The organism is Bradyrhizobium sp. Ses1 (assembly GCF_059512365.1).
This window is the reverse complement of record NZ_JCAMOQ010000017.1, coordinates 46,673-71,817: the sequence shown is the minus strand read 5'-3', so window position 1 is coordinate 71,817 and position 25,145 is coordinate 46,673. Positions and strand designations below refer to the sequence as shown.

The following is a 25,145-nucleotide window of genomic DNA, read 5'->3' as shown; positions in this document are numbered from 1 at the left end:
ATGAAGAAAATCATCAACTCACCCTCGGACTATGTTGACGAGATGCTTGCCGGCCTCGTGGCGGCCAATCCCTCGCTTGCTCTGGGCGGAGAGGCAAAGCGCGTGGTGCGCAGGGCGGAAGGCGCGCGTCAGGGGAAGGTCGGCATCGCCTCGGGCGGAGGCTCGGGGCATCTGCCGCTCTTCACCGGTTATGTCGGCAAGGGGCTGCTCGACACCTGCTCCATCGGCAACGTCTTCGAGGGACCGAATGTGGCCTCCTGCACCGAGGCCATCAAGCTTGCTGATGGTAGCGCCGGCGTGCTGCTGCTCTATGGCAATTACGGCGGCGACCGCATGAATTTCGACATGGCCGCCGAGATGCTTGAGCTTGATGGCGTCGAAACGCGCACCGTGCTTGGCTGCGACGACATCGCCAGCGCCTCGCCTCAGGAGGCGCGCAAGCGGCGTGGTGTCGCCGGCATCGTCTACGCCTACAAGATCGCCGGCGCACGCGCAGAGGAGGGGGCCAGCCTGTCTGATGTCGCCGAGATCGCGCAGAAAGCTGTCGATGCGACCCGTACCATCGGCATGGCGACCGCGCCCTGCCGGGTGCCCGGCGCGGACAGATCGACCTTCACCGTCGGTGAGGATGAGATGGAGATGGGCATCGGCATTCACGGCGAGCCCGGCATCTGGCGCGACAAGCTGAGATCCGCTGACGAGATCGCGACCGAAATGATCGAGCGCCTTCTGGCGGAGCAGCCGCGGGGCAGCGGCAATCGGGTCTCCATCCTCGTCAACAGCCTGGGTGCGACGCCGCTGGAAGAGCTGTTCATCCTCTACAGGAAAGCGGCCCAACTCCTGGCGGCACGCGGGCTACACATCGTGATGCCGCTTGTTGGTCCCTATGTGACGTCGATGGAGATGGCCGGCGCCTCGATCAGCCTTTGCTTCCTCGACCAGGAACTGGAACGCCTTCTCGCTGCTCCCGCATACTGCCCATTCTGGACGGTCGGCTGATGCTGTCGGCAAAGTCCCTCATTTCGGCAGCGTCGCGCGCTCATGCCGCCATGCCGCAGCTCGAACAAGAACTCAATGCTGCCGACGCGAAGTTGGGCGATGGCGACACGGGCGGTATGCTTGCCAGGGTGATTGAGCGGCTGGCGTCGGTGGATGCGAAGGACGGCGACGATCTCGGCCGTGTCTGCGGCGCTCTTGCACAGGCGGCCGCGGCTGCCACCGGCTCCAGCCTTGGCACGCTATTTGCGACCGGACTTCTCGCGTTCGCTCGCGCCACGAAAGGCCGCACCGAGCTTGCCGCCTCGGAGCTGGGTCCGATCCTTGCTGATGTGCGTGACGCGATGCTGAAGCGCGGCCAATCGGCGCTCGGTGACAAGACGGTCATCGACGCGATCGATGCCGTTGCCAAGGCGGTTACGGGCAAGTCGGACTGGACAGAGGTGGTCAGCGCGGCGCGGCAGGGTGCCGCCGCTGTGTTGGCCGATTTCAACGACAAACCCTGCAGGATCGGCCGTGCGCGGATGTTCGGCGACAAGAGCCGCGGCCTCGACGATCCCGGAATGCTGGCATTTGTCAGGCTGGTGACCGCCGTTACGGAAGGCAATCATGCCTCATAAGGCCTTGCGCGCGGAGCAAACAAAGCGATCCGCGCGCTCTTGGCGAACAGGAATAACTACAGCAGGACGCTGAGACCCGTTGAGAACGGGACTATACATCGCGACAGCGCTTCAAACACAGGCATTTGTAGAAAGCGCCGCAGGTGGGAGTGAAGGCATCTGACATAGACGACTGAAACAGGCCGAGGCGCAGCGCGACCCGGCCGCGACAATCGTCGGCAGCTTCGCCCTGCGGATCAAATTGGCGAGTTTGACCGCCTCGGCGAGGCTGCCGCCCGGTGAATAGAGCCGCACGGCCGAGATCAGGCGGCGGATTGAGGCTTTTCAAACGGGAACGCGGTGATCGGTTCAGGCATCGCGTTCCCGCTCCGCCCTATGTGCGACAAATCAACCTGACGGGCAAATCAGCAAAAGTCTGTCCATCCTCATCAGCGAACCCATGGGGCAACCAGCACCCGGCTTTCCCTGCGCGCTCTGACCGCGAAGAGGGTGGAAAGTGAAGCGAAGCTCGGACGCAATGCGCCGCGAGAATGCGAACTCACACACCCACTCCCCCGTCATGCCCCGCGAAGGCGGGGCATCCAGTATCTGGCGGCCTCTCAACTTAAGCTCAGCCGTCTCTGGAATACTGGATCGTCCGGCCAAGCCGGACGATGACAGCGCTGTTTAACAATATTGCCGCGGATAGAGCAACGCGCTCCACTCTATCCCTCTGAGAAGCCTGCGAAGCAGAGGCCATCGGCGGGCCTCCGCGGCAAGCAAGGCTCGGCCGAAGTTGGTGTGGAGAGCGGTCCCGTCCGGGGCCCGGCGCACAAGCTCGCGGGCTCCTACTGGCGTCAGCGACACCGACGCACTAAATACTTCCGGCTATGCAAGACGATGCGCTCGAGGACTTCATCAGCCGCCACTCACGTCTGTTCGTCCTGACGGGAGCAGGCTGCAGCACAAATTCCGGCATTCCGGATTATCGCGATAGCGACGGCAAGTGGAAGCGGACGCCGCCGGTCACTTACCAGGCCTTCATTCGTGAGCACGCGACCCAGCAGCGCTATTGGGCGCGGAGTCTGGTCGGGTGGCGGAGGTTTGGCCGTGCATTGCCCAACGATGCCCACCATGCGCTGGCCAAGCTGGAAGCGAAGGGACGAAGCAGAATCCTCCTGACGCAAAATGTGGATGGGCTTCACCAGGCTGCGGGCAGCAGGCAGGTCATCGACCTGCACGGACGACTTGATATGGTTCGGTGCCTGGGATGCGCGTCGACGATGCCGAGGTCGACTTTTCAGGATGAGCTGGCTCGCTTGAACGGCGCGTGGCTCGGTTTGGACGCCGCGGACGCTCCGGACGGGGACGCTGACGTCGAAAACGAGGATTTCTCAAGCTTTGTCGTACCGGCTTGCCGCGTGTGCGGGGGCGTTCTCAAGCCAGATGTCGTCTTCTTCGGCGAAAATGTTTCGCGCGAGATCGTTGCCACCGCTAAGAGCCATTTGAACGAAGCCGACGGCATGTTGATCGTCGGTTCCTCGCTCATGGTCTATTCCGGCTTTCGGTTCGCGCAGATGGCCGCTCAAAATGGTCTGCCGATCGCGGCCGTCAATCTCGGTCGGACCCGTGCCGATCACCTGCTCACGCTGAAGATAGAAGATCGCTGCGAGGCGGCGCTTGCCTTCTTGCTATGAGAAAACTCGGCGAGTGTCAGGAACAACAAAGCTGCAGTGACCTTCCGAGGTTGGCCTCCCGGAAAGGCAAACCGCTACTCGATTGCGGCCTTGATGAGGTTCAGCAGTTCCTGATACGGCTCACGGCTCGGCGGGTCCGACGGCGCTTGCCGCATCAGATCGTAGATCTTCGGAACGAGTTGGACGGCTTGATCGAGTTCGCCGTCGCGACCCGGCTGATAGCCGCCCATCAAGCGCAGATCGCGCGTGTCCTCGAAGCGCGCGATCATGGCGCGCAACTTTCGCAGCAGATTGCGCTCGTCCGCGGTCCAGACCTGTTGGGCCAGGCGCGATACCGATGACAGTACATTGACGGCGGGATAGCGCCCCTGATCTGCGACCTCCCGGTCAAGCACGATGTGCCCATCGAGAGTGCCGCGCACCGTATCTGCTATCGGCTCATTGTGATCATCGCCATCGACGAGCACGGAGTAAATGCCGGTGATTGAGCCCTGTCCGTCGATGCCGGGTCCGGACCGTTCGAGCAGGCGCGGCAGCTCGCTGAAGACGCTTGGGGCATAGCCGCGCGCAACCGCCGGCTCGCCGGTGGCCAGTGCTATTTCGCGGGCCGCGTGAGCGAAGCGTGTGACCGAATCGACGATCAGCAGCACCGATTCGCCGCGATCCCGAAAATATTCGGCGATCGTGGTGGCGGTCTTTGCTGCCAGGCGGCGCATCATCGGACTCTCGTCGCTCGTGGACACCACCGTGATCGCGCGCGATTGATGGTGAACCAGTGCCTCCTCGAGGAATTCGCGTACCTCGCGGCCGCGTTCGCCGACCAAGGCCGTGACGACGGTGTCGAAACCCTGGCTTTGCGCGATCATGGACAGCAACGTCGTCTTGCCGACGCCTGACCCGGCGAAAATACCAATACGTTGCCCGACGCAGAGCGGCGTAAACAGGTCCAGCACCCGCACTCCCGTCCGCAACGGTGCGCGCACCCGGGCGCGGCTGATGGCGGGCGGCGGGCTTGCATCCGTTGACATCACCCGGTCCCCGACGTGCAGCGTGCCAGCGTCGTCGAGCGGCTCAGCAAGGGCGTTCAGCACCCGGCCCTTCCAACTTGGATGCGGCGAGATCGTCTTTGGTGGATGACGATAGGCAACGAGGCCCAGGCCCGCCCCGATGTGGGAATCGAATGGCTTGGCAGTGACGCCGTTCCCGTCGATACGAACGACCTCGCCGAGTTGTACCTGGCCATCGATTTCGAGCCCGATCAACTCGCCCAGTCTTACGAATCGCGAGAGGCCCGAGACGCGGTAATGCGTTGGCGCGACCTCTGAAACGGTGCCGCCCACCCGGACCGTCGGCACGTCCTTGCGGAGCGACGAAAGCGTCGATTCCAGCCGCTCCAGCGCATTCATTCGGTTACCAGGCTCCTGTGTTGCTGGCTGCTATGCCTTGGGCGGTTCGCCAAGCGAGCGAATCGCATTCTGCATCGTGCCCTCGGAGCCCTCGACAAGCGAGGTGACGCTCTGGAACGCGCGCGAGGCGGTGATCAACTGTGTCAGCTCCGATAGCGGATCGACGTTGGACTCCTCGACATAGCCCTGCTGGAAGCCGGTGTACATGAAATCGACGACGGGCGTCGCGGCACGGTCCGGAATGACCCCCGAATTGCCGTAGCGCTCCAGCTTTGCGCCGGCAGGAATGTCGAACAGGCCGAGCACTCCGACCTGGTTTATGCCTTGCGTAATGGTCCCGTCTCGCGAGATCGTCAGCGGTCCGCCCTCGGGATCCACGATGATCGGCGTGCCGCCTGCATCGAGCACGGGGAACCCTGAGACGGTCTGCAATTCGCCAGTGCGGTTGATCTGCATCCGGCCGTCCCGCGTGTAAGCCGTGCCGGTGGGACCGGTAAAGCCCATCCATGTGTTGCCGATGATGGCGACGTCGAGGGTATTCTCGGTCCGCGTCACGCTTCCGGGCCTTCGGGAGATGAAGTTTTCTCCGGGGGTCGAGAAGGCGACGGGCTGGGATGCGGCGCGCGACATTGCCGTTTCGAACTTCACCGCGTCGGCGCGGAAAGCGGTCGTCTTCATGTTCGCCAGATTGTTGGCGATGGTCTCAAGCCTCTTTTCGACGGCGACCTGAGCGGAAAGGCTGACATAGAGCGCTGATTGCATACCGGCTATCGTCCGATCTTCAGGTTGCTGCGCGCCGTCCGCTCGGAGATCGAGCCGGATTGCCGGAGATCTCCGATAACTTGCGATCGTGGGACACCATCGCGAAAGCAGCTCCTGCGCGCACACAGGGATTAAGACTGGCTGAAAAATCGACCGGCAAGCTTGTGTGAGGCTGTTCGCGCCGGTCCAGTGACAGCTTCGTGCAAGGATCGCTGCCTAAACGAATGTGTCCCAATTCGGAGCGGTGGGCTTGAGCATTCTTTTTGGCGTCATCGTCACGATCGCGAGCCTGCTGGGCGGCTTCGTGGCGATGGGTGGGCATGTCAGCGTGATCTGGCAGCCGTGGGAGTTCGTCATCATCGCCGGTATGGCGATCGGCACCTATATTGTCGCGAACCCCTGGAAAGTCGTCATCGACACGGGGGTCGGGATCGTGCAGGCGCTTACCGTGGCGGTGCCGAAGCAGCGCCACTATCTCGACCTGCTCGGACTTCTGCACGCGCTCATGCGCGAGGTGCGCAACAAGGGGCGCAATGAAGTCGAGGCGCATATTGACGACCCGTCATCGTCGGAGATCTTCCAGAACTTCCCGACCGTACTTGCCAACGATTCTCTCGTGCATTTCATCTGCGACTATTTTCGCCTGATCGTCATGGGAAGCGCGCGACCGCATGAGATCGAGGCGCTGATGGACGAAGAGATCGAAACGATAGTTCGTAGCAAGCTCAAGCCGTACCATTCTCTGATGATGGTTGCGGAAGGCCTGCCGGCGCTTGGGATCGTGGCCGCGGTCCTGGGTGTCATCAAGGCGATGGGGGCGCTTGATCAGTCGCCCAAGCTTCTCGGTGGCCTGATCGGTTCGGCGCTGGTTGGAACATTTGCCGGAATTTTTCTCTCGTACGGCCTTGTTGCGCCTTTGGCCCACAAGGTCAAAATGGTGCGTGAGCAGCAATGCCGGATGTACATCATCGTCAAGCAGACGCTGCTTGCCTTCATGAACGGCGCGCTGCCGCAGATCGCAATCGAGCATGGCCGCAAGATGATCGGACCTGGCGATCGTCCCTCGATCGACGTGGTGGAAAACGAGACCATCGCCGGCGCGACAAAGGGCGGCGGCGGTGAACAGGTGGCGAAAGTGGCGGGAGCGAAGGCCTGATGTCGGAAAGCAAGCCGCTGCGGCACGAGCCGGCGCCGGATCAACTGCTCGGGGCCGCCGGAATCTCGGTCGATCGCATGCCGATGCTGCATGTGATCTTCGATCAGATGACCAACCTCTGCGCCGAGAGTCTCCGGTCGATGTCGCCGTCGCAGTCGTATTTTTCGCTGACCGGTGTCGGTAGCGACCGTCTTTCCGAGATTCTCGACGGCCGCGAATCAGAGGCGATCGTGGCGGTGTTCTACGCGCAGGCGTGGGACGGCCGAATCCTCATCGGCTTCGATCGCGACTTCGTATACACGATGGTAGAGCTGTTGTTCGGCTCCGACGGGGCGGAACCACCGCTGGACATGCCGCGCGTCTTCTCGAACGTGGAGCTGCATGTTGCAGAAGCGCTGTTCGAACGCTTCGGCAAGGCATTGCAATCGTCGTTCTCGCGCGCTTCGGAGGTCCAGTTCAATCTGGAACGCGTCGAGACGCGGATGGATTATCTGGCAATCGGCCGGCTCAACAACATGGCCGTATATGCCAAAATTCTGGTCCAGGGATTGGACCGCGGTGGCGAGATGTTCATCGTCATTCCGCACGCGGTTCTCAATCCTATCCGCCAGGCGCTTTCGCAGATCGTGTCCGGAGAGTCCGTATCCACGGACCCGAACTGGAGCAAGCAGCTCCACAACGAGATCCAGCGCACCGAGGTGGTGCTGAAAGCGGTACTCGAGGAGCGCTCGCTCACTCTCGGCGAAGTTGCAGGATTTCAGGTAGGTCAGGTGATCGAGCTGAATGCCACGCCGAGCACTCTCGTGAGGCTCGAGTGCAACAATCAGCGGCTGTTCTGGTGCCAAATGGGGCAGCTCAACGGGGTCTATTCGCTGCAAGTCAAGGAATCGGCGGATCAAAAGCGGGAGTTCATCGATGGCATCCTATCTCGTTGACCTTATTCTCCTGGCGGCGCTGCTTGTCACCACCATCCGTGTGACGAGGATGCACCGGGAGCTCGTTCACCTGCGCGCCAGCCAGGGCGATTTCGCTTTCATTCTCGGCAAGACCACCGAAACCATGGATGACATGGTGCTCATGGTGCGGGAGTTCAGTGCCGACGGAAAGCAGCTCGTCAATATCCTCGGAAGCAAGATCGAAGAGGCGCGCAAGGCAATCACCGATATCGAAACTCGCGCCGATGTGTCCCGCAGGTAGATATAATTGGCATGATCGCCGGAATATGAAATTGCCGAGAAAGCAAGTGAAATGAAGCAGCCATTCGAAACCGAATCAGCCGCCTCCCCGACAGCGAATCCGTCGGAGGCGGCCAAGCTGGGAGGAGCCGCGTTCGGAAAACTCGCGGATCTTGCTGCGCGCGCGGCGGAGGAAACCAGCCGGCTTACAAACCTCGAGCCGATCCTGCGCATTCCGGTCACTGTCCAGGTTCTGCTTGGCTCGGCGACGATGCCGGTCGCCGATCTGATGAAGCTGGGGCGAGGCGCCGTCATTCCGCTGGATCATCGCGTCGGCGAGCCGGTGGAGGTGGTTGTCAACGGCCGAATCGTGGCCCGCGGCGCGGTTGTCGTCGTGGAGGACGAGAACTCGCGATTCGGCGTGTCGCTCACCGAAATCGTCGGAGGATCCCCAGGCGATGTAGAGGCGTAAGGGATCTGCCCGAATGGCGTTCAATGCACCTGCAAAGCGTAGCTCCGAAGCCCGGCCGCTGAGCGGTACGGAGAAGGTTGCCGCGCTCCTTCTGGCCATGGGCCGGGAGCTCTCCGGCGGCGTCCTAAAGGAATTCGATCCGGACGAGATCAGGATCGTCACGCGCGCAGCGGCGGAATTGAAGCCTATTTCAGGTCCCGAGCTCGAGGCGATCATCGAGGAGTTCGCCCAGCACTTCACGACCGGGCCAAACATCTTCGGAACGGTTGGCGAGCTGGAGAAACTGCTGACCGGCGTTCTTCCTCCCGAGCAGGTCACGGACATCATATCGGAGGTGCTCGGCAACAAGACCAAGTCGGTGTGGGAACGGGTCTCTTCCGTGTCCGAAAGCCTGCTGGCCAACTATCTGCTCAAGGAGCATCCGCAGACGGCCGCCTTGATCCTTTCCAGGGTGAAGCCCGCATGCGCCGCACGCGTGATGAGCCTGCTACCGGCGGATTTGCGGCACAATCTGATGCGCCGCATGCTGAGCCTGAAACCCGTTGTCGAGGAGGCGATGGGGGTCATCGAGAAGACCATGCACGAAGACTTCATGATCAACTTCGGGCGCAACCTCGCATCCGACACCTATCCTCGCATGGCCGACATCATCAACAAGATGGAGCGGACGCAGATGGAGGAATCGCTGAAGAATCTCTCCGAATCGCGACCGAAGTCGGCGGAGATACTGAAGGGGATGCTGTTCACGTTTGACGATATCGTCAATCTCACCGCCAAGGCGCGCATGCTGATCTTCGACCAGGTCCCGACCGATCGCACGGTGATAGCGCTGAAGGGAACCGATACGAGCTTTCGCGAGCTCATTCTGTCGTCGCTGGCGTCGCGGACGCGCCGGATGGTCGAGGGCGAGCTTGCCAGCAGTGTCCCTTCGAACCAGCGCGAAATCCTGGAGGCGCGCCGCGCGATCACGGACCTTGCGCTCGACATGGCCGGGCGAGGAGAGATCGAGCTCAATCCGGATCAGGAAGATGGGCCGGTATTCACGTAAAGACTGACGGTTATGGCCGAGGGACCCGACAAGGAGAGCAAGACCGAAGAGCCGACGGAAAAGAAGATAAGAGACTCCGTCGAGAAGGGCAAAATTCCGGTCTCGCGTGAGGCGTCGATCTTCTCGTCCATGATCGCGTTCCTCATCATCCTGAGCTTCCTTACGGTCGACAGTGTCCGGAAACTGGCATCGACGCTGAGCCGGTTGATCGATGATCCCTCCGGGATTCGCATCCGTAACGGTGCGGATGCGTTGGAATTCATGGTCGTCATTGGAAGCAGTTCGGCCGCCCTGCTGCTTCCAATCGTGGTTGTCCTTGCAATAGCCGGACTGGCGGCTTCGTTCCTGCAGAACGCTCCGCGTCTGGTGTTTGAGAGGATAAAGCCCGAGGCCTCACGTATTTCGATTTCTCAGGGATGGGGACGATTATTCGGCAGTCAGGGGCGCATCGAGTTCCTGAAGGCCGCTTTTAAGTTTTTTGCGATAGGCCTCGTGGTGGCCATCGTATTGCGGGCCGAGGAGGCTGTGGCCGTGAATTCTTTGTTTAGCGACCCGACCGGCGTTCCGGAACTTATCTTGACGACTGCGATGCGGCTCGTATCGGCAATCAGCATTGCCACGATCGTGCTGGTGGCGCTCGATCTCGTCTGGGCACGATTCCACTGGCGGCGCGACCTGCGCATGACGCGGCAGGAACTCAAGGACGAATTCAAGCAGGCGGAAGGCGATCCGCTGGTCAAGTCGCGGCTGCGGTCATTGGCCCGCGATCGGGCGCGAAAGTCGATGCTGGCTGCGGTTCCCCGCGCGACGTTGGTCGTGGCCAATCCCACTCACTATGCGATCGCCCTGAAATATCGACATGGCGAAGATGCAGCTCCCACCGTGCTTGCGAAGGGGCAGGATCTCATCGCGCTCAAGATCAGGGAAATCGCCGAGCAGAACAACGTGCCGGTCGTGGAGGACAAGATGCTTGCGAGATCCATGTACGGTGCCGCTCAGGTCGACCGGGTGATTCCGCAAGAGTTCTTTCGTCCGGTCGCCGAGATCATCTATTTCCTGCATTCACGCAAGCAGAAGGCGGGTGTGTGAGAAACGCTTCGCATCAATGGCGGAGATTTCACCAGCCTCGGACAAGTTTGGGTTCGTATACGATCGTCATAGGACCACTGTGACGAGGACGTTGTGGGACCCGTTTATCTCTTCGATCTTGCCTCATCTCACGCGCGCTGGCTGTCGCTTCGACAGTCCACGATTTCGTCGAACGTAGCCAATGCAAATACGCCGGGCTACCGAGCGCAGGATATCGAGCCGTTCGACAAGATACTCGATACCAAAGTCGTGCCGCTCGCAGTCACATCTCCGAAACATATGACCACCGGCTCGCTTGTACGTCCGCAGGGCACGCGCAAGGAGAATAGCTGGGAAGTCGTTCACTCCGGAAACTCGGTGAGTCTCGAGCAGGAAATGCTCAAGGCAGGCGATATCAACAAGGACTATTCGTTGAACGTCGCAATCGTCAAATCGTTTCACCGCATGTTCATGACCGGTGCGAAGAGCTAACGCGAGGCTTGATGATCGATCCGCTGCAGGCATCAGTTCAAATCGCCAGTTCGGGACTTGAGGCGCAGTCGACCAGGATGCGCGTCGTATCCGAGAACATGGCAAACGCCAACTCCACTGGCCGTACGCCCGGTGCCGAGCCCTACCGACGCAAGACCACGACGTTCTCGGCGGAGGTCGATCGCGCGGCGGGCGTGCGGGTCGTGAAGATCAAGGACATCGGCGTCGACCGTGCTCCGTTTCGGGTCGATTACGAGCCAACTCATCCGGCGGCCGGCCAGGACGGCTATGTCAAGCTGCCGAACGTGAACATGCTGATCGAAATGGCGGACATGCGGGAAACCAACCGCTCGTATGAGGCCAATCTGCAGGTGATCAAGCAGGCGAGGTCGATGGTTGCCATGACGATCGATCTGTTGAAGGGGGCATAGTCCATGATGTTGGAAGCGGTTTCGGTTCTAAAAGACATCGCCGGCGTCGTTCGCTCAAGCAGTGTTGCGACGTCCGCACCGGCGGCGCCGCAGGCGGCTCAATCCTCGGTCGGTTTCGGCGGGGTCCTTGAGCAGGTCGCCGCCGACGCCATCGGCACCCTTAAGAACGGGGAGGCTGCGTCGGTGTCGTATATCCAGGGCAAGGTGTCGGCCCAGAGCGTGGTGGAGGCCGTGATGTCCGCCGAGCAGACGCTGCAGATGGCGGTCGCCGTGCGCGACAAGGTCGTGCAGGCGTACCAAGAAGTCAGCCGAATGGCGATCTGAGGATAGCAAATGAGAGCGCTTGCCATCGCAGCGACCGGAATGAGCGCGCAGCAGCTCAATGTCGAGGTCATCGCCAACAACATCGCGAACATCAACACGACATCGTACAAGCGTTCGCGAGCCGAATTCACCGATCTGTTCTACCAGGTCGATCGCATGCAGGGCGTTCCGAACCGCAGCGGCGAAGCTGCGGTCCCCGAGGGGGCCAAGCTGGGGCTGGGCGTTCGGTCGGTGGCCGTGCGAAAGCTGCACTTGCAGGGTGCGTTGGCGCAAACCGGCAATACCTACGATCTCGCCGTCAACGGCAGAGGATGGTTCCAGGTCGTGGGGCCGAATGGCGAAACGCTCTACACCCGCGCCGGGGCCTTCAATACCAACGCCGACAGACAGTTGGTGACGGCGGATGGCTACACCGTCGATCCCGCGATCATCGTCCCGCAAGGGACGGTCGATGTCACGGTCAATGAATCCGGCCAGGTGTACGCCAAGCTCGACAACGAGGTTAATCCGCGCCTGCTCGGCCAGCTAAATCTCGCGAATTTCGCCAACGAGGCGGGCCTCGATCCGCTTGGCGGCAATCTCTACAAGGAGACGTTGGCGTCCGGCGTTCCGGTCGTTGGCGTTCCCGGCGATATCGGCTTCGGCAAGATCCATCAACACTACCTTGAAAGTTCGAACGTCGATCCGGTGAAAGAGATCACTGAACTGATCTCGGCGCAGCGGTCTTACGAAATGAACTCGAAGGTGATCCAGGCGGCGGACGAGATGGCGTCGACCGTCTCCAAGGGCCTTCGATAGGATTGCAAGCGGAGAAGCGTCTTGAAGCTCGTCAAGTTCGCGCTGATTTCCATGATCGCGGCGCTCATGCTCGTTGCGAGCGGCGCAGGTGGCGGCGCGATCGCGGAGGAATCCGTGCGCTTGCTCGTGCCGGCAACGGTGATCTATCCGGGCGATGTGATCAAGGACGAGTTGATCATCGATCGCGCCTTCGGGCCGAATATGCCCGGTGCAGCGGCCTTTGCCGCTGACCGGGCATCGCTTGTTGGCCGCGTGGCGCGAAGGACGCTGGTGGCGGGCCAGCCGATCCCGATCAATGCCCTCGAAGAGCAGAAACTCGTGGCGCGAGGCAATGTCGTCAAGGTGATCGTCGAAGATGGATCTCTTTCCATCGTCACCTACGCCTCATCGCTGCAATCCGGCAGTCCGGGCACCATGATCCAGCTTCGGAACCTCGATACGGGCGTGATCATCAGGGGTATCATCCAGTCGGACGGATCGGTGCGGATTCAAAACGGATGATATTGCGACTTTTATCATTCATTGTCCTGCTCCTTTCCTGCACCGGCGCCGATGCGGCGGTGCGGATCAAGGATATCGCCAATCTGAAGGGTGTGCGGGAAAACCAGCTTATCGGCTATGGTCTCGTGATCGGTCTTAAAGGGACCGGTGATACGTTGCGCAATGCCCCTTTCACCGAGCAGTCGCTCCAGTCGATGCTCGACAATATGGGGATCAACATCCGCGGAACGTTGCTGCGGACGCGAAACGTCGCCGCTGTCGTGGTGACGGCCGATCTGCCACCATACGCTACTGGTGGTTCGCGCATGGATGTCGCGCTCTCCTCGCTCGGCGATGCCTCTTCGCTATTGGGCGGCACTCTCCTCATGACCCAACTCCGCGGCGCCGACGGTGAGGTCTATGCCGTTGCCCAGGGAGCTATTGCGGTTGGCGGATATTCGGTCGAAGGTGCCGCGCAGACCGTCAGCCAGGGCGTTCCGACGTCGGGCCGCATTCCAAACGGCGGGCTGATCGAACGCGAGGTGCAGGGCAAATTCTACCAGATGGAATCGCTCATTCTCGAGCTGAAAAATCCGGATTTTGTCACCGCGACGCGGATCATCGACGCCATCAACCACTATGGTCAGGGGCGATATCACGCCAGCATGGCCTTCGAGCGTGACTACCGGTCGATCATATTGTCGCGGCCACGCTCGGTCGCGCCGGTTCGTTTCATCGCCGAGATCGGCGAATTGCTGGTCGAGCCTGACACGCCGGCGCGGGTCGTCATCGACGAACGGACCGGCACCGTTGTGATCGGCCGCAACGTCCAGGTCTCGACCGTCGCCGTCACCCACGGCAATCTCTCGGTTCGGATCACCGAGATGCCGGTCGTTTCCCAGCCTGGGCCATTCGCGCGCCGCGGCGAAACGGTCGTAGTACCGCAAACGTTCATCGAAGCCGGCGAGAATGGCGCGCAAGTGGCGATCTTGCGTGGAACGGATTTGGAGCGTCTCGTGCGCGGCTTGAACCAGATCGGATTGAAGCCGCAGGGCATCATCGCGATCCTGCAGGCGATCAAGGCGGCGGGCGCACTGCAAGCCGATCTTGTCATCCAGTAGAGTCAGCGTCGCACAAGCTTGAACGTGCAACGCTTCGAACAGATGCTGTACGGAGAGCGGATGGTGAGGCTCGCGACGTTGCTGGGAAGAAGCATGCTGCTTGCGGGGTGTCTTGCGCTCTCCGCGCAGGCGTCGGCATGGGCGCAGCCTGAGCAGAAATTGTCGAAGCCGCTGAACCTGGCCAACTTCGCCAAGACATCGCGCGCGGTGCCGTCCCGCCCTGTTGCCAAGCCGGAGACGCCGTCCGGCAATTCCCAGCCCGAACTGCCGCTGACGACCGCAACCGTTGCGAAAAATGCAGCGCCTCCAGCGGCACCTGGAGAGCCGGCGACAACCGATCAGCGCGGATCTGACGCCACCGAATTTTGCAAGAACATCACGGATTCGGCGCTGGATGCGCGCGTGGCGTGGCAGCAAAAGCAGCTGGAAGCCTCCGAGGCCAAGCTTCGGGAGCGGATCGCCGAGCTGGAGGCGAAGCGCGCCGAGTACGAGAAATGGCTGAAGCTGCGCGAGGACTTCCTGAAAAAGGCGGAAGACAGCGTCGTCGAGATCTACTCCGGCATGGACCCGGATGCCGCCGCGCGGCAGATCGCCAGCATGGCGGATGAAACCGCGGCGGCCGTGCTCGCCAAGCTTCGGGTGCGGACCGCAAGCGCGATCCTGAACGAGATGGAGACCGGGCGCGCGGCCCACCTCGCCGACACCCTGGCGGGCATGCGACGCCCCGACGACGGGAAGACGAACAAATGAAGGTTCTTCGCTTGCTTTCTCTGTTTCCGGTTCTCGCTCTGGGCGGGTGCATGAACAGTCTCGCCGAAATCAGCCAGGCGCCCTATTTGTCGCCGATCGGCCAGGGCCTGCACGCCGAAGCGCGTGCGGTTCCCGTCGAGCCGCGCAGCCGATACACCGCCGGCTATCATTCGCTCTGGGACGAGCGCAGGGATCTTTACCGCGATCCGCGCGCGGCACGCATCGGTGATCTCCTCACCGTCACCATCTCCATGAACGACAAGGCGACTTTCGACAACAAGACCGACCGGTCGCGGGATTCGAAGACGAAGTTCAGTGCCGACTACCTCGTCGACATTTTCGGCTGGTCGCCCAAGGGACAGGCCAATGGCAACGTCGACTCGCAAACGTCGACCAAGGGAGCGGGCAAGATCGACCGCACCGATGAGGTCAAGTTCTCGGTCGGAGCTGTCGTGGTCGACGTGTTGCCGAACGGCAACCTGCTGATCAGCGGATCGCAGGAAATGCGCGTCAATTACGAACTGCGCATTCTGAACGTTGCCGGCATCGTCCGGCCGCGGGACATCGGCCGCAACAACACCATTGCCTACGACAAGATCGGAGAAGCACGAATGTCCTACGGCGGCCGTGGCCGTCTGATGGAGGTGCAGCAGCCGGCGTGGGGCCAGCAGATCTACGACCAGGTCGGGCCGTTCTAGCCGATGGTGCGGCCAGAAGTGGCGAAGCTCGTCAGGCGGCGGAGCGGGGCATGGGAAACGTGATGCAATGGTTGGCCGCGTTGTTGCTGATTACGGTGCTGTCGGCTGGGGCGGGCGGTCTTGCCAGTCTGTATCTCCTGTCCGCCGGGCAGCGGATGGCGGATAGCCAGAAGGAGCCCGCGGAGCGGCCGGTCGCCACCGCATTCAGTCCGACGGCGCGCCTGCGGAAGATCTCGCCGGTAGTGACCAACCTGGCGGCACCGACCGGCACGTGGGTCCGCATGGAGGGATCAGTCATCACCGATCAGATGAACGAGGAGGAGGCGAGCCTTCTCGCGGCCCGGCTGGGCGAAGACATCGTGTCCTACCTGCGAACGGTGTCGGCGGCGCAAATCGAGGGCGCGCGCGGGCTGCAGGATCTTCGCGAGGATCTCAACGAGCGGGCGGCGGTCCGTTCGGGCGGAAAGGTGCGCGAACTGATCATCGAAACACTGGTCATCCAATGAAGCGCTTCTGCCTCGTCCTGCTCCTGGCTCTTCTCCCCACCGCGGCAGCGGCGCAGATTCCCGATCTGTCCTCGCTGATCCCGCAAGGCGGTGGAAGCGCCAGCGGCCGGATCATCCAGCTCGTGGCGCTGCTCACAGTCCTGTCGCTGGCTCCCGGGCTTCTGATCATGGTGACGAGTTTCACCAGGTTCGTCGTCGCGCTTTCGTTTCTGCGGCAGGGACTCGGATTGCAGACGACGCCGGCAAATATCGTCATGATCAGCCTCGCGCTCTTCATGACTTTCTATGTCATGGCACCGACCTTTGACCGCGCCTGGAAGGACGGCGTTCAGCCCTTGATGCAGAACGAAATTTCCGAGCAGGAAGCGTATACCCGTGTGACCGATCCGTTCCGCGATTTCATGCTGGCGCATGTCCGTGAGAAGGATTTGCAAAGCTTTGAAAGCCTGGCGGCCGAAGGCTTCAAGACGCGGCCCGACGGCCAACGGATCGATCTGCGCGTGATCATACCCGCGTTCATGATCTCCGAGCTGCGAAGGGCCTTCGAGATCGGCTTCCTGGTCATCATGCCGTTTCTCGTGATCGACATGGTTGTCGCCACGCTAACCATGTCCATGGGCATGATGATGATGCCGCCGACTGTGTTCGCGCTTCCCTTCAAGGTGCTGTTTTTCGTGCTGATCGATGGATGGAATCTTCTCGCCGTTGGCCTGGTACGATCGTTTCAGTAGAGCATGAACCGGCGTTCCCTGGCCACAAACGCAGCGTCTGCGTGGGAAGATCATGCTTAACAAAGGGATGAGATCGTGATCCGATTTCGTCCAATCGGATCATGATCTGGAGCGTTTTCGAGCGAAGCATCAAGTTTACGCAGATTGCGTAGACTTATCTGCGCAGAAAACGCGTCAAAATTAGAATAGAGCTTCGGTTCTGATGGAATCAGAACCGAAAATTCTCTGGCATGGGAGCCAGCACGGCATCCGGACCGCAAATCTTCGAGCTGCTGTTCAGCTCTAGGTAAGGTTCGGATGGTAGGACGAATGAACGGCAGGTTGGGTGTTCCTTCAACCCCAAAGGCATGATGCCGCCCTGCCGTACCGGTGAAAACCCGGTATGTCCCCAGATAAACACCTCACACTAAGGGACATAATCAATGTCAAGCTTGATGACCAACTCCTCCGCCATGACCGCCCTGCAGACCCTGCGGACGGTCAGCGCGGGTCTTGCGACCACCCAGAACCGCATCTCCACCGGCTACCGGGTGTCGACGGCCTCCGACAACGCCGCTTATTGGTCGATCGCCACCACCATGCGTTCGGACAATCTGGCTCTGAGCGCCGTGCAGGACGCCCTCGGCCTCGGCGCCGCGACCATCGACACGATGTATACGGGCCTGAACGGCACCGTCAGCGTCGTCTCGCAGATCAACTCGAAGCTGGTCGCCGCCCGTACGCCCGGCGTCGATCGCGCCAAGATCCAGAGCGAAATCACCGAACTGCAGAAGCAGTTGAAGAACACCGCCGACAGCGCGGTTTTCAACGGTGAAAACTGGATCTCGGTCGACTCGACCTCCGCGAGCTACAACGCCTCGAAATCCGTCGTGTCGTCGTTCTCGCGTGCCGGCGGCACGGTCAAGATCGACACGCTGTCGGTCAATCTGGACGCGATCAAGCTCTATGACGCGAACCTGGACACCACCTACGCGGCCCAGACCTTCCCGACGGGCGCAACGGCTGCCTATGACTCTGCAACCGACGCCGGTGGCAACATCGTGGTGACCGTCGGCGGCACGGCGACCAACATCGCTGTGGCGAAGAACACCTCCCTGTCGGACATCGCAGCGGCGATCAACAAGCTCGGCATCGACGGCCTGTCGGTCGGCGTCGAGGCGACTGGCGACAAGCTGGCGTTCAAGAGCCGGAACGACGCGGACATCTCGATCGACGCCAGCGTCGCCGGTCTTGGTGCCGCGGTCACGCTGACCGCGCTCGCCGCGCCCGTCGACACCAAGAAGGGCATCCTCGACCAGACCTACGACGCCTACACCGGCACGGCCTGGGAAACCTTCAGCGTCGCGACGCTGGACATCTCGAAGCTCACCGACAGCGCTGCTGACCTCAAGAAGCTCGAGACCTACATCCAGGGTACCCAGGATGCCTTCGCCAAGATCACCGACGCGGCGACCAACCTCGGTGCCATCAAGAACCGCATCGGCCTGCAGCAGGACTTCGTGAAGACCCTGACTGACTCGCTCGATCGCGGTATCGGCCAGCTCGTCGACGCCGACATGAACGCTGAATCGACCCGTCTGCAGGCTCTCCAGACCCAGCAGCAGCTCGGCATTCAGGCTCTGTCGATCGCGAACTCGGGCAGCCAGAGCATCCTGTCGCTGTTCCGCGGCTAGTAGCCTCGACCTCGTGACTACGACGGCCGCGACCGACCTGGTCGCGGCCGTTTTGCATGGTTCGCGCCGCGCAACCCTCGGACAAGCTTCACGATCGAGAATCGATTCGGAAGTATGGCAGAGGGTTTGATGGTTAACCGCGAACATGCGCAACGGCTGTGGAACAATCTGCTCGAGCTTGGCCCCAGGCGCCTCACGGTGCTCGCGCTCGTCGGCCTTGCTGTTTTTTTGGGTGTCGGCGGCGGCGCCTATTACCTGAGCCGGCCGGAATTCGATGTGCTTTACACCGGTCTTTCCCGGGAGGACGTCTCGCGCGTCGGCGCGGTGCTGCGCGACTCGAACATTGCTTTCGACGTGAATGCCACGGGCGACACCATCTTCGTGCGACCGGGGCAGACCGCCCAGGCAAGAACGTTGCTGGCGGAGAAGGGTCTGCCGAACAGCAGCAGCGGGGGCTACGAGCTGTTCGACAAGATCGGCTCCCTTGGTCTCACGTCCTTCATGCAGGAAGTCACCCGCGTCCGCGCACTCGAAGGCGAGATCGCCCGTACGATCCAGGTCCTCAAGGGCGTGAAGGCCGCGCGCGTCCACATTGTCATGCCGGCGCGTGGATCGTTCCGGCGCGAGCAGCAGCCGCCTTCGGCATCTGTTGTGATCCGGACCGACGGGGCTGCCGATGCCAAAACGGCTCGATCAGTTCGTCACCTCGTCGCCGCGGCTGTCCCCGGTATGGCGGCCGACAAGGTGACTGTCCTCGACAGCGATGGATCGCTGCTTGCATCCGACGACGAGAGCGCGGCGCCGACGAGCATGGCGAACCTGCAACGCGTCGTCAGTCGACTGATCCAGGAGAATGTCAGCAAGGCGCTGGCGCCCTATCTGGGACTCGACAATTTTGAAGTCAGCGTCGCCACCCAGCTCAGCACGGACAAGCGGCAGACCAACGAGACCGTCTACGATCCGGAGTCTCGCGTCCAAAGATCGGTTCGCGCCGTCCGTGAGAAGGAATCGTCGCAGAGCCTGGATCGGCAGACGCCGACGACGGTGCAGCAGAACCTGCCGGATCAGCAGATCAATGCGTCCGGTAACAAGAATACCAACGACGAGAAGCAGCGGCGCGAGGACGTTACCAACTTTGAGGTGTCGTCGAAAACGACGACGACCGTGAGCGATGGCTACGTCGTCAACAAGCTGTTCCTGGCGGTGCTGGTCAATCGTCCGCGCCTCCTGGCCAGTCTTGGCGATAAGGCCAGCGATGCGGCCGTGGAAGCAAAGGTCGCCGAGATCAGCCAGCTCGTCGCAACCGCAGCAGGTATTGACCGTCAGCGTGGAGACCAGATCCAGGTATCGGCGGTCGAGTTCATGGAAGGCGCGCGCGATTTCCCGCCGGTTCCTGCGGTCACCTTTACCGAAGTGCTGATGCGCCAGTCGGGTGCCTTCGTCAGCGCCGTCGCAATCGTCGCCGTCGCGGCAATGCTGATCTGGTTCGGCCTGCGGCCCGCGATCAACGCGATCCTCGACTCTCGCTCGACCGAGACCGCCCAGCTCGAGACGGGCGAGACCGCGGCGCTGCTCGGCGGCGAGGGCGGCTCGATGGAGCAGTTCGCGGAAGAGCCGCCAAATCTTGTCCAGGACATATCGAAAAGAGTTCTGCACGCTCCACAGAGGCGGTTGGAGCAAATCATTCAGCTCGATGAGAAGCAGGCGGCGGCGATTCTCAAGCAATGGATTAGGCAGGAGGAGTCGGCAGCATGAGTTCGGAGAAGGTAGCGCGTTTGCTGGCAAGCTTCGATCAGCCGGAGCCGCAGAAGGCTCGTAGCCGCGTCATTCCGTTTGATTACACCCAGCATTCCAGTCCCAAGGCGCAGCCTAGGCCGGCGGCTCCGCCGCCTCCGTCCGCCGAGGACGAGGCGTATGAGCGTGGAAGGTCCGGCGGCTATGCGGCGGCCTTGGCCGAGTTCGAGCAGAAGCTTGCCGACGAGAGGCAGAGGCTGAGCATGCAGCTCGCCGAGGAAAAGCACAATCTGCTGGATGAAATGGCCGCCAAGATTGCCGGCGATATCGCCGAAGCCGGCGCGCAGCTTGAAGCCAAGATCGCCGGGGTGACGGCGCGCATACTTGAGCCGTTCATTTCGAACGCGGTGCAGAAGCAGGCGGTTAACACCTTCGTCGAGCAGCTCGCGTCGGTTGCCTCCGACGTTCGCCGGCCGGCTTTGCGGGTCACATGCCCGCCTGAACTGGTCGAGGTGCTGCGCGGCAAGCTTGCGGCCCGCGCGATTGCGGTGGAGCTTCGGGCCGCTCCGGTGGCGGAGGCTTCCGTCACCGTCGATCAGATCTTCCTTGAAACCCAGATCAAGCTCTGGGCGGAGCGATTGAAGTTCGCGATCCTGAACTGACATGGCCGATCAAGAGAGGGCAGAGCTGATCATCGTTCGACGCCGGGGCAGTCTCGACGGCGAAGAATCACACAGCAGTGTCTGGAAAATCGCCTATGCCGATTTCATGACGGCGATGATGGCGTTCTTCCTGGTGATGTGGCTCATCAGCGCCACCAACCAGGAAACGCGCGAAAGCGTCGCCAACTACTTCAATCCGATCAAGCTGACGGACTCGACCCCTGACCGCAAGGGTATCAACGATGCCCGGCGCGTCGATCCCGGCAAGGCCGAGGAGGAAGACAGCCTGCGGCCGAAACCCGAGCCGGGCAAGTCGACGCAATATTCGCAGCGCCAGGAGCAGGCGCAGCAGGCGTCGTCGCCGCGTTCTGGTGAAGCGGCGCTGTTCCGCGATCCTTACGCGGTGCTGTCGGAAATTGCCGGCGGTCCGCCGCGGATCGCGGAACTGGGCACTGCGCTGGATTCGACCCGCAAAGAGGGGTGGAAGGGCGGCGAGGCGTTCAAAGACCCGTTTGATCCTGTCTACTGGCCCATGGGGTCGTCGGCGCCGCTGGAAAAGAAGGCGTCAGGCAGCAAGGAGCTTGGCAATCTGCCGTTCGACAGTGACGCCACGGCGCTCAGTGAAGGAAAAGGTCCGCGCCCGTCGGAAGGAAAACCGGACGCCACAGCGGCTCCCATTCAGGGATCGGATTCGGCCAAGGGATCTCCGGCGCCGACCGAAAAGCAGGACATGGCAAAGGCGATTGGCCTGTTCGCCGACGATGACTCCATGAACGATCCGGCCGCCAATCGCTCATCGCGGGCGCAAGGAGAGAAGGGCTCGACTTCGCCCGCAGGAGACAAGGGCGCGACCGCTCCTCCAGGAGATAAAGGCTCAGCCACTCCGCAAGCCGAAAGCAAGTCTGTGCAGAGCGAGGCGGCCAAATTGCAGGCTGCCATCTCCGCCGCTCTTGCGCCGCTCGGATCGGCGCGTCCAGTTGCCGAGGTCCGCGAGAGCAATGAGGGCCTCCTCATCAGCCTCACCGACGATGTCAATTACGGCATGTTCGCCACCGGCTCGGCCGAACCAACCGCTGGCCTCGTGCGGGCCCTCGACAAGATCACGCCGTTGATATCGCAAAGCCAGGGTCCGGTGATTGTGCGCGGCCATACCGATAACCGCCCCTATCGATCGTCGGAATACGATAATTGGAGATTGTCGACAGCGCGCGCTCACATGGCTTATCACATGCTGATACGCGGCGGACTCGATGCTCGGCGCGTCGACCATATCGAAGGTTTTGCCGATCGCCGGCCGAAAAATCTGAACGATCCGTCGGCCGCCGAGAACCGGCGCATCGAGCTCTTGATCCGCGCTCCTTTGCCATGAACCGCGTGGGAACCATCGCCGTCGCGCTGGTCGTTCTGGTTGGCGCAGCCCGAGCGGAGGAGGCTGAAGCGCCGCCGCGCGAACCCTATCAGATGATCCGGACGCTCCACGCTTTGCAGGATGACATCGCGCGCGGAAGCCTGGAGGCGCATAATGCGCAGCCGGCCCTGCTCAAGCGACTGGGCGAGGAGTTTCAGAAAGTTGATCCTTCCGTCTGGAAGGAGCCGAGAAACTCGCGCGCCGTGGTGACCTTCCTGCTGAGCGGAGGATCGCCCCAGGTGGTCGATGGGCTGCGCTCCCGGAAACTGCTCGTCCTCGATGAGGCGATCCTGGATGGCGCGATCGCCTATGTGGAAGGCCGGGCGGAGGACGCCAAGGCGCGGCTTGGGAACATACATGCGCGCGACTTGCCGCCGACCATCGCGGCCGAAATTGCGCTGGTGCAGTCCGCGCTCGTCGCGCAGGCCGACCCGAAAGCCGCGATCGAACGGCTCGATGACGCCAGACTGCTGATGCCTGGAACGCTGGTCGAGGAGGCCGCGCTGCGCCGCGAGATCTTCGTCGCCGGCCAAGTTGACGATTTCGACAAGTTCGAAGCGCTGGCTCAGAGATATTTCCGACGTTTCCGGCATTCGATCTATGCGGGGAATTTTCGACAACGCCTCGCAGTCGCCGTCGCGCGCTTCAGCTTCGTGCAGCAATCGGATCGGTTTCCCCGGCTCGTCGCCTTGCTCGATCAACTCGACGACGCAGGTCAGCGCGCCTTGTATCTGCTGATCGCGCGCACCGCGCTGGTGCGCGGCAAAATCGAAATGGCGGATTTGGCGGCAGAGCGCGTGCTGGGGCTTACGGACGAGGGCAGTTCTGAGCGCGAGCGTGCGCGCTTTTATCGCGCGGCGGCGCGCGTGGTGACAAACGCGCATGACCAAGCGCTTTTGGATCTGCAGAAGATCGAGGTTAGCCGGCTTCCCGAACGAGATGCCGAGTTGCTGAAGGCAGTGCTCGCGGTTGGACGCAACGTCAAAAAGGCGCTCCCCGCAGCGCCGGCACAGCAGGACCAGCCAGGCGAGGCGCAGACGTCGATGCGCCCGCGGATCGACTTCGGCCGCTCGCTTGCGGCCGTCAATCGGGCGCAAGTCCTTCTCGACGAATCGAAAGAGCAATTGAAGGAGCGAGCTCGATGAACAAGACCGACCCTTTGATGGCAATGATCCGCCAGCTCGCCGGTGGCAAGGCGGCTTCGCGCCTCGCTCCCCAGAACGCGATGCTCGCCAAGGACCACAAGGGGAAGGCCGAGGACAGCAAGGGTGACGCCGGGCATTTCCGTGAGCAGCTCCGAGTGATCGCGCAGGGAGCGAAGCAAAAGCCGCTCGATATCAAGCCGCAGCTCGACGCCAAGAGTGTCGATATGGAGCCGGCGCAGTATCCTGAGCCGTCCAATCCCCTCGCTGAAGTGCTGGACCATGTTGCCGGTCGGCCCAAGGATCGGACCCGCCAGCAGCCGCGTGAGACGTCCTCGCACCAACCGGGCGGAGAAATCACCGCGCTTGCTCCGGAATGGCGTACGCCCGAGGCTGCACTCAGCTCCATGATTTCCAGGCTCGATCAGCCACTCTCTCCGCGGGATGATGGCGATGCTGCGCTCCCAGCCCGCTCGCAAGCCCGGGTCGAGCACCAAGCGGACCTGCTCAGGCCGGGTGAGCCAAAATCTCCGAAGGTCGATGTCCCCGAGCAGCGCTTTGCATCATCGGTCAGTGCAATCGAGACGCGGACCCTGCCGACAGTGAAGGTCGCGGTGCGCGAACAGGAGACGCATTTCCAGCCCGTCGGCCAGCCGACGCTACTGCAGAAGATCGTCGATCGCATCGCTCCTGATCTGGCAACGGCGCAGGCCCCAGCCCCCACGACTGCGCCCGATTTCACACCTCCGGACATGCGTCGGGGGCCGGATGCGCCGATCAGGATGCTGACGCTGCAGCTCGATCCGCCCAGCATGGGTACGGTGACGGTGAGGATGCGCCTGGCCGGCGATGCCGTCGAGGTAAGGCTGCTGGCGGATCAGCCAGAGACAACGGAGCTGCTGCGCAAGGATCGCGGCGTTCTGACGGATGCGATGCGGTCCGCCGGCTATACGTTCGAAATCGCCTCGATTGACCATAGCAGTGCGCGCCATCCGACGTCGAGCGGCGGCCAATCGCACGCACAATCGGACCAGCAATCGTCGCAGCAGCAGCCCCAGGGCGGATCGCAGTTCAACAACGGCGCCTCGGAGCGTCAGTCGAGCGATGCGCAAGCCGGGACACGTCACAACAGGCAGCAGGGCCATGACCAGTTCATCACGCCAACCGAGCGTCGTCAGGATGAAGAGGTTGCGGTCGATCGCAATGGCGGTGCTGTCTATCTGTAGCCTGTCCACCGTCGCACGTGCCGACGGGCTCTGCGAGCGTGAGATGGCGCGTGCGGCACGTGCTCACGGCGTGCCGCTCGGGGTATTGTATGCAGTGGGCCTGAGCGAGACGGGACGCAAAGGCGTCCTGCACCCTTACGCGCTCAATATCGACGGCAGGACAGCCATGGCCAGCGATCTCCGGGATGCCGTTGCCCAGTTCCGCGAGGCCAAGAGCAAGGGCGCCAAGCTGGTCGATCTCGGTTGCATGCAGATCAACCATCACTATCACGGGCGCGAGTTCGCCAGCGTCGAGGCGATGTTCGATCCGGTGAAGAACGTCGACTATGCGGCGCGCTTTCTCAAGGAATTGCGCGCGCGGGAGGGGAGCTGGACCATGGCGGTCGCCCGCTACAACGCAGGTCCAAACAATACGGTCGCGCAACGGCGCTACATTTGCAGCGTGATCGGAAGCCTGGTGGCGAGCGGCTTTGGAGCGTGGACGACCGGCGCGCGCGCATACTGCGGCGAGCGCACGACCTGAGCTAGAGGAATGCGCTGCAGACAGCCTCACACAAGCAAGACCGCCTTTAATGGCATTCACTCAGAAT

At 62.0% G+C, this 25,145-nt stretch carries 28 protein-coding genes; 26 read left to right on the top strand and 2 right to left on the bottom strand.

Annotation, left to right across the window (positions count from 1 at the left end):
* From AC5ZG5_RS20670 to AC5ZG5_RS20660, 3 genes are all read left to right on the top strand, one after another.
* Positions 1-999, top strand: a complete 999-nt coding sequence (locus AC5ZG5_RS20670; RefSeq protein ID WP_456643779.1) for a dihydroxyacetone kinase subunit DhaK — start codon at positions 1-3, stop codon at positions 997-999.
* Positions 999-1,616 carry a dihydroxyacetone kinase subunit L gene (locus AC5ZG5_RS20665; RefSeq protein WP_456643780.1) on the top strand — a complete coding sequence of 206 codons (618 nt, stop codon included), beginning with the start codon at positions 999-1,001 and terminating at the stop codon, positions 1,614-1,616. Before AC5ZG5_RS20670 ends, AC5ZG5_RS20665 begins: the two co-directional genes overlap by 1 nt.
* Positions 1,617-2,485: 869 nt before the next feature.
* Positions 2,486-3,292 carry an NAD-dependent protein deacetylase gene (locus AC5ZG5_RS20660; protein ID WP_456643781.1) on the top strand — a complete coding sequence of 269 codons (807 nt, stop codon included), beginning with the start codon at positions 2,486-2,488 and terminating at the stop codon, positions 3,290-3,292.
* Positions 3,293-3,366: 74 nt separating this feature from the next.
* Here AC5ZG5_RS20660 and fliI read toward each other — a convergent pair whose 3' ends face one another.
* Both fliI and flgF read right to left on the bottom strand, forming a co-directional pair.
* Positions 3,367-4,698 (bottom strand): flagellar protein export ATPase FliI, encoded by a 1,332-nt coding sequence (fliI, locus tag AC5ZG5_RS20655; protein WP_028161559.1) that lies wholly within the window; start codon positions 4,696-4,698, stop codon positions 3,367-3,369.
* Between the two features lie 30 nt (positions 4,699-4,728).
* On the bottom strand, positions 4,729-5,460 hold the full coding sequence (gene flgF, locus AC5ZG5_RS20650; protein ID WP_456643782.1) for a flagellar basal-body rod protein FlgF: 732 nt from the start codon (positions 5,458-5,460) through the stop codon (positions 4,729-4,731).
* Positions 5,461-5,710: 250 nt separating this feature from the next.
* On the opposite strand from flgF, the gene motA reads away from it, so the two are divergent.
* The 23 genes from motA (at position 5,711) to AC5ZG5_RS20535 (ending at position 25,078) form a co-directional block, all read left to right on the top strand.
* Complete coding sequence (gene motA / locus AC5ZG5_RS20645) at positions 5,711-6,616, top strand: flagellar motor stator protein MotA (protein ID WP_456643783.1); 906 nt, start codon at positions 5,711-5,713, stop codon at positions 6,614-6,616.
* A gap of 77 nt (positions 6,617-6,693) precedes the next feature.
* On the top strand, positions 6,694-7,551 hold the full coding sequence (locus AC5ZG5_RS20640; protein WP_245287158.1) for a FliM/FliN family flagellar motor switch protein: 858 nt from the start codon (positions 6,694-6,696) through the stop codon (positions 7,549-7,551).
* Positions 7,532-7,813, top strand: a complete 282-nt coding sequence (locus AC5ZG5_RS20635; RefSeq protein ID WP_130223173.1) for a hypothetical protein — start codon at positions 7,532-7,534, stop codon at positions 7,811-7,813. The genes AC5ZG5_RS20640 and AC5ZG5_RS20635 overlap by 20 nt, the downstream gene beginning before the upstream one ends.
* 51 nt (positions 7,814-7,864) lie before the next feature.
* Entirely contained in the window at positions 7,865-8,263 is a 399-nt protein-coding gene (gene fliN / locus AC5ZG5_RS20630) for a flagellar motor switch protein FliN (RefSeq protein ID WP_130223171.1), read from the top strand.
* 13 nt (positions 8,264-8,276) lie between these two features.
* On the top strand, positions 8,277-9,311 hold the full coding sequence (locus AC5ZG5_RS20625; protein WP_028161564.1) for a flagellar motor switch protein FliG: 1,035 nt from the start codon (positions 8,277-8,279) through the stop codon (positions 9,309-9,311).
* A gap of 12 nt (positions 9,312-9,323) precedes the next feature.
* Entirely contained in the window at positions 9,324-10,400 is a 1,077-nt protein-coding gene (flhB, locus tag AC5ZG5_RS20620; protein ID WP_028161565.1) for a flagellar biosynthesis protein FlhB, read from the top strand.
* Between the two features lie 93 nt (positions 10,401-10,493).
* Entirely contained in the window at positions 10,494-10,871 is a 378-nt protein-coding gene (gene flgB, locus AC5ZG5_RS20615; RefSeq protein WP_130223165.1) for a flagellar basal body rod protein FlgB, read from the top strand.
* 11 nt (positions 10,872-10,882) lie between these two features.
* Positions 10,883-11,302, top strand: coding sequence for a flagellar basal body rod protein FlgC (gene flgC, locus AC5ZG5_RS20610; RefSeq protein ID WP_028161567.1), 420 nt, complete (start codon positions 10,883-10,885; stop codon positions 11,300-11,302).
* Between the two features lie 6 nt (positions 11,303-11,308).
* A complete protein-coding gene (gene fliE / locus AC5ZG5_RS20605; protein WP_208825479.1) occupies positions 11,309-11,626 on the top strand; it encodes a flagellar hook-basal body complex protein FliE in 318 nt (105 codons plus the stop codon).
* Between the two features lie 9 nt (positions 11,627-11,635).
* The gene (flgG, locus tag AC5ZG5_RS20600) at positions 11,636-12,424 is read left to right on the top strand and encodes a flagellar basal-body rod protein FlgG (protein WP_208825120.1); all 789 of its coding nucleotides are present in this window, start codon (positions 11,636-11,638) and stop codon (positions 12,422-12,424) included.
* Positions 12,425-12,445: 21 nt separating this feature from the next.
* Positions 12,446-12,925, top strand: coding sequence for a flagellar basal body P-ring formation chaperone FlgA (flgA, locus tag AC5ZG5_RS20595; protein WP_456643784.1), 480 nt, complete (start codon positions 12,446-12,448; stop codon positions 12,923-12,925).
* Positions 12,922-14,025, top strand: coding sequence for a flagellar basal body P-ring protein FlgI (gene flgI / locus AC5ZG5_RS20590; protein ID WP_456643785.1), 1,104 nt, complete (start codon positions 12,922-12,924; stop codon positions 14,023-14,025). Before flgA ends, flgI begins: the two co-directional genes overlap by 4 nt.
* A 60-nt stretch (positions 14,026-14,085) precedes the next feature.
* Positions 14,086-14,775, top strand: coding sequence for a MotE family protein (locus AC5ZG5_RS20585; protein ID WP_456643786.1), 690 nt, complete (start codon positions 14,086-14,088; stop codon positions 14,773-14,775).
* Positions 14,772-15,473 (top strand): flagellar basal body L-ring protein FlgH, encoded by a 702-nt coding sequence (gene flgH, locus AC5ZG5_RS20580; protein ID WP_028161573.1) that lies wholly within the window; start codon positions 14,772-14,774, stop codon positions 15,471-15,473. Before AC5ZG5_RS20585 ends, flgH begins: the two co-directional genes overlap by 4 nt.
* A 50-nt stretch (positions 15,474-15,523) precedes the next feature.
* The gene (locus tag AC5ZG5_RS20575) at positions 15,524-15,979 is read left to right on the top strand and encodes a flagellar basal body-associated FliL family protein (protein ID WP_456643787.1); all 456 of its coding nucleotides are present in this window, start codon (positions 15,524-15,526) and stop codon (positions 15,977-15,979) included.
* Positions 15,976-16,710 carry a flagellar type III secretion system pore protein FliP gene (gene fliP / locus AC5ZG5_RS20570; protein ID WP_028161575.1) on the top strand — a complete coding sequence of 245 codons (735 nt, stop codon included), beginning with the start codon at positions 15,976-15,978 and terminating at the stop codon, positions 16,708-16,710. The genes AC5ZG5_RS20575 and fliP overlap by 4 nt, the downstream gene beginning before the upstream one ends.
* Positions 16,711-17,132: 422 nt before the next feature.
* Positions 17,133-18,383, top strand: a complete 1,251-nt coding sequence (locus tag AC5ZG5_RS20565) for a flagellin N-terminal helical domain-containing protein (RefSeq protein WP_028161576.1) — start codon at positions 17,133-17,135, stop codon at positions 18,381-18,383.
* A gap of 129 nt (positions 18,384-18,512) precedes the next feature.
* On the top strand, positions 18,513-20,138 hold the full coding sequence (gene fliF, locus AC5ZG5_RS20560; protein ID WP_456643788.1) for a flagellar basal-body MS-ring/collar protein FliF: 1,626 nt from the start codon (positions 18,513-18,515) through the stop codon (positions 20,136-20,138).
* Positions 20,135-20,779 carry a FliH/SctL family protein gene (locus AC5ZG5_RS20555; RefSeq protein WP_456643789.1) on the top strand — a complete coding sequence of 215 codons (645 nt, stop codon included), beginning with the start codon at positions 20,135-20,137 and terminating at the stop codon, positions 20,777-20,779. The genes fliF and AC5ZG5_RS20555 overlap by 4 nt, the downstream gene beginning before the upstream one ends.
* Position 20,780: 1 nt before the next feature.
* Positions 20,781-22,148 (top strand): MotB family protein, encoded by a 1,368-nt coding sequence (locus tag AC5ZG5_RS20550; protein ID WP_456643790.1) that lies wholly within the window; start codon positions 20,781-20,783, stop codon positions 22,146-22,148.
* Positions 22,145-23,332 carry a chemotaxis protein gene (locus tag AC5ZG5_RS20545; RefSeq protein ID WP_456643791.1) on the top strand — a complete coding sequence of 396 codons (1,188 nt, stop codon included), beginning with the start codon at positions 22,145-22,147 and terminating at the stop codon, positions 23,330-23,332. The genes AC5ZG5_RS20550 and AC5ZG5_RS20545 overlap by 4 nt, the downstream gene beginning before the upstream one ends.
* A complete protein-coding gene (gene fliK, locus AC5ZG5_RS20540; protein ID WP_456643792.1) occupies positions 23,329-24,555 on the top strand; it encodes a flagellar hook-length control protein FliK in 1,227 nt (408 codons plus the stop codon). The genes AC5ZG5_RS20545 and fliK overlap by 4 nt, the downstream gene beginning before the upstream one ends.
* Positions 24,509-25,078, top strand: a complete 570-nt coding sequence (locus AC5ZG5_RS20535) for a transglycosylase SLT domain-containing protein (protein WP_496165462.1) — start codon at positions 24,509-24,511, stop codon at positions 25,076-25,078. Before fliK ends, AC5ZG5_RS20535 begins: the two co-directional genes overlap by 47 nt.
* The last annotated feature ends 67 nt before the right edge of the window (positions 25,079-25,145 follow it).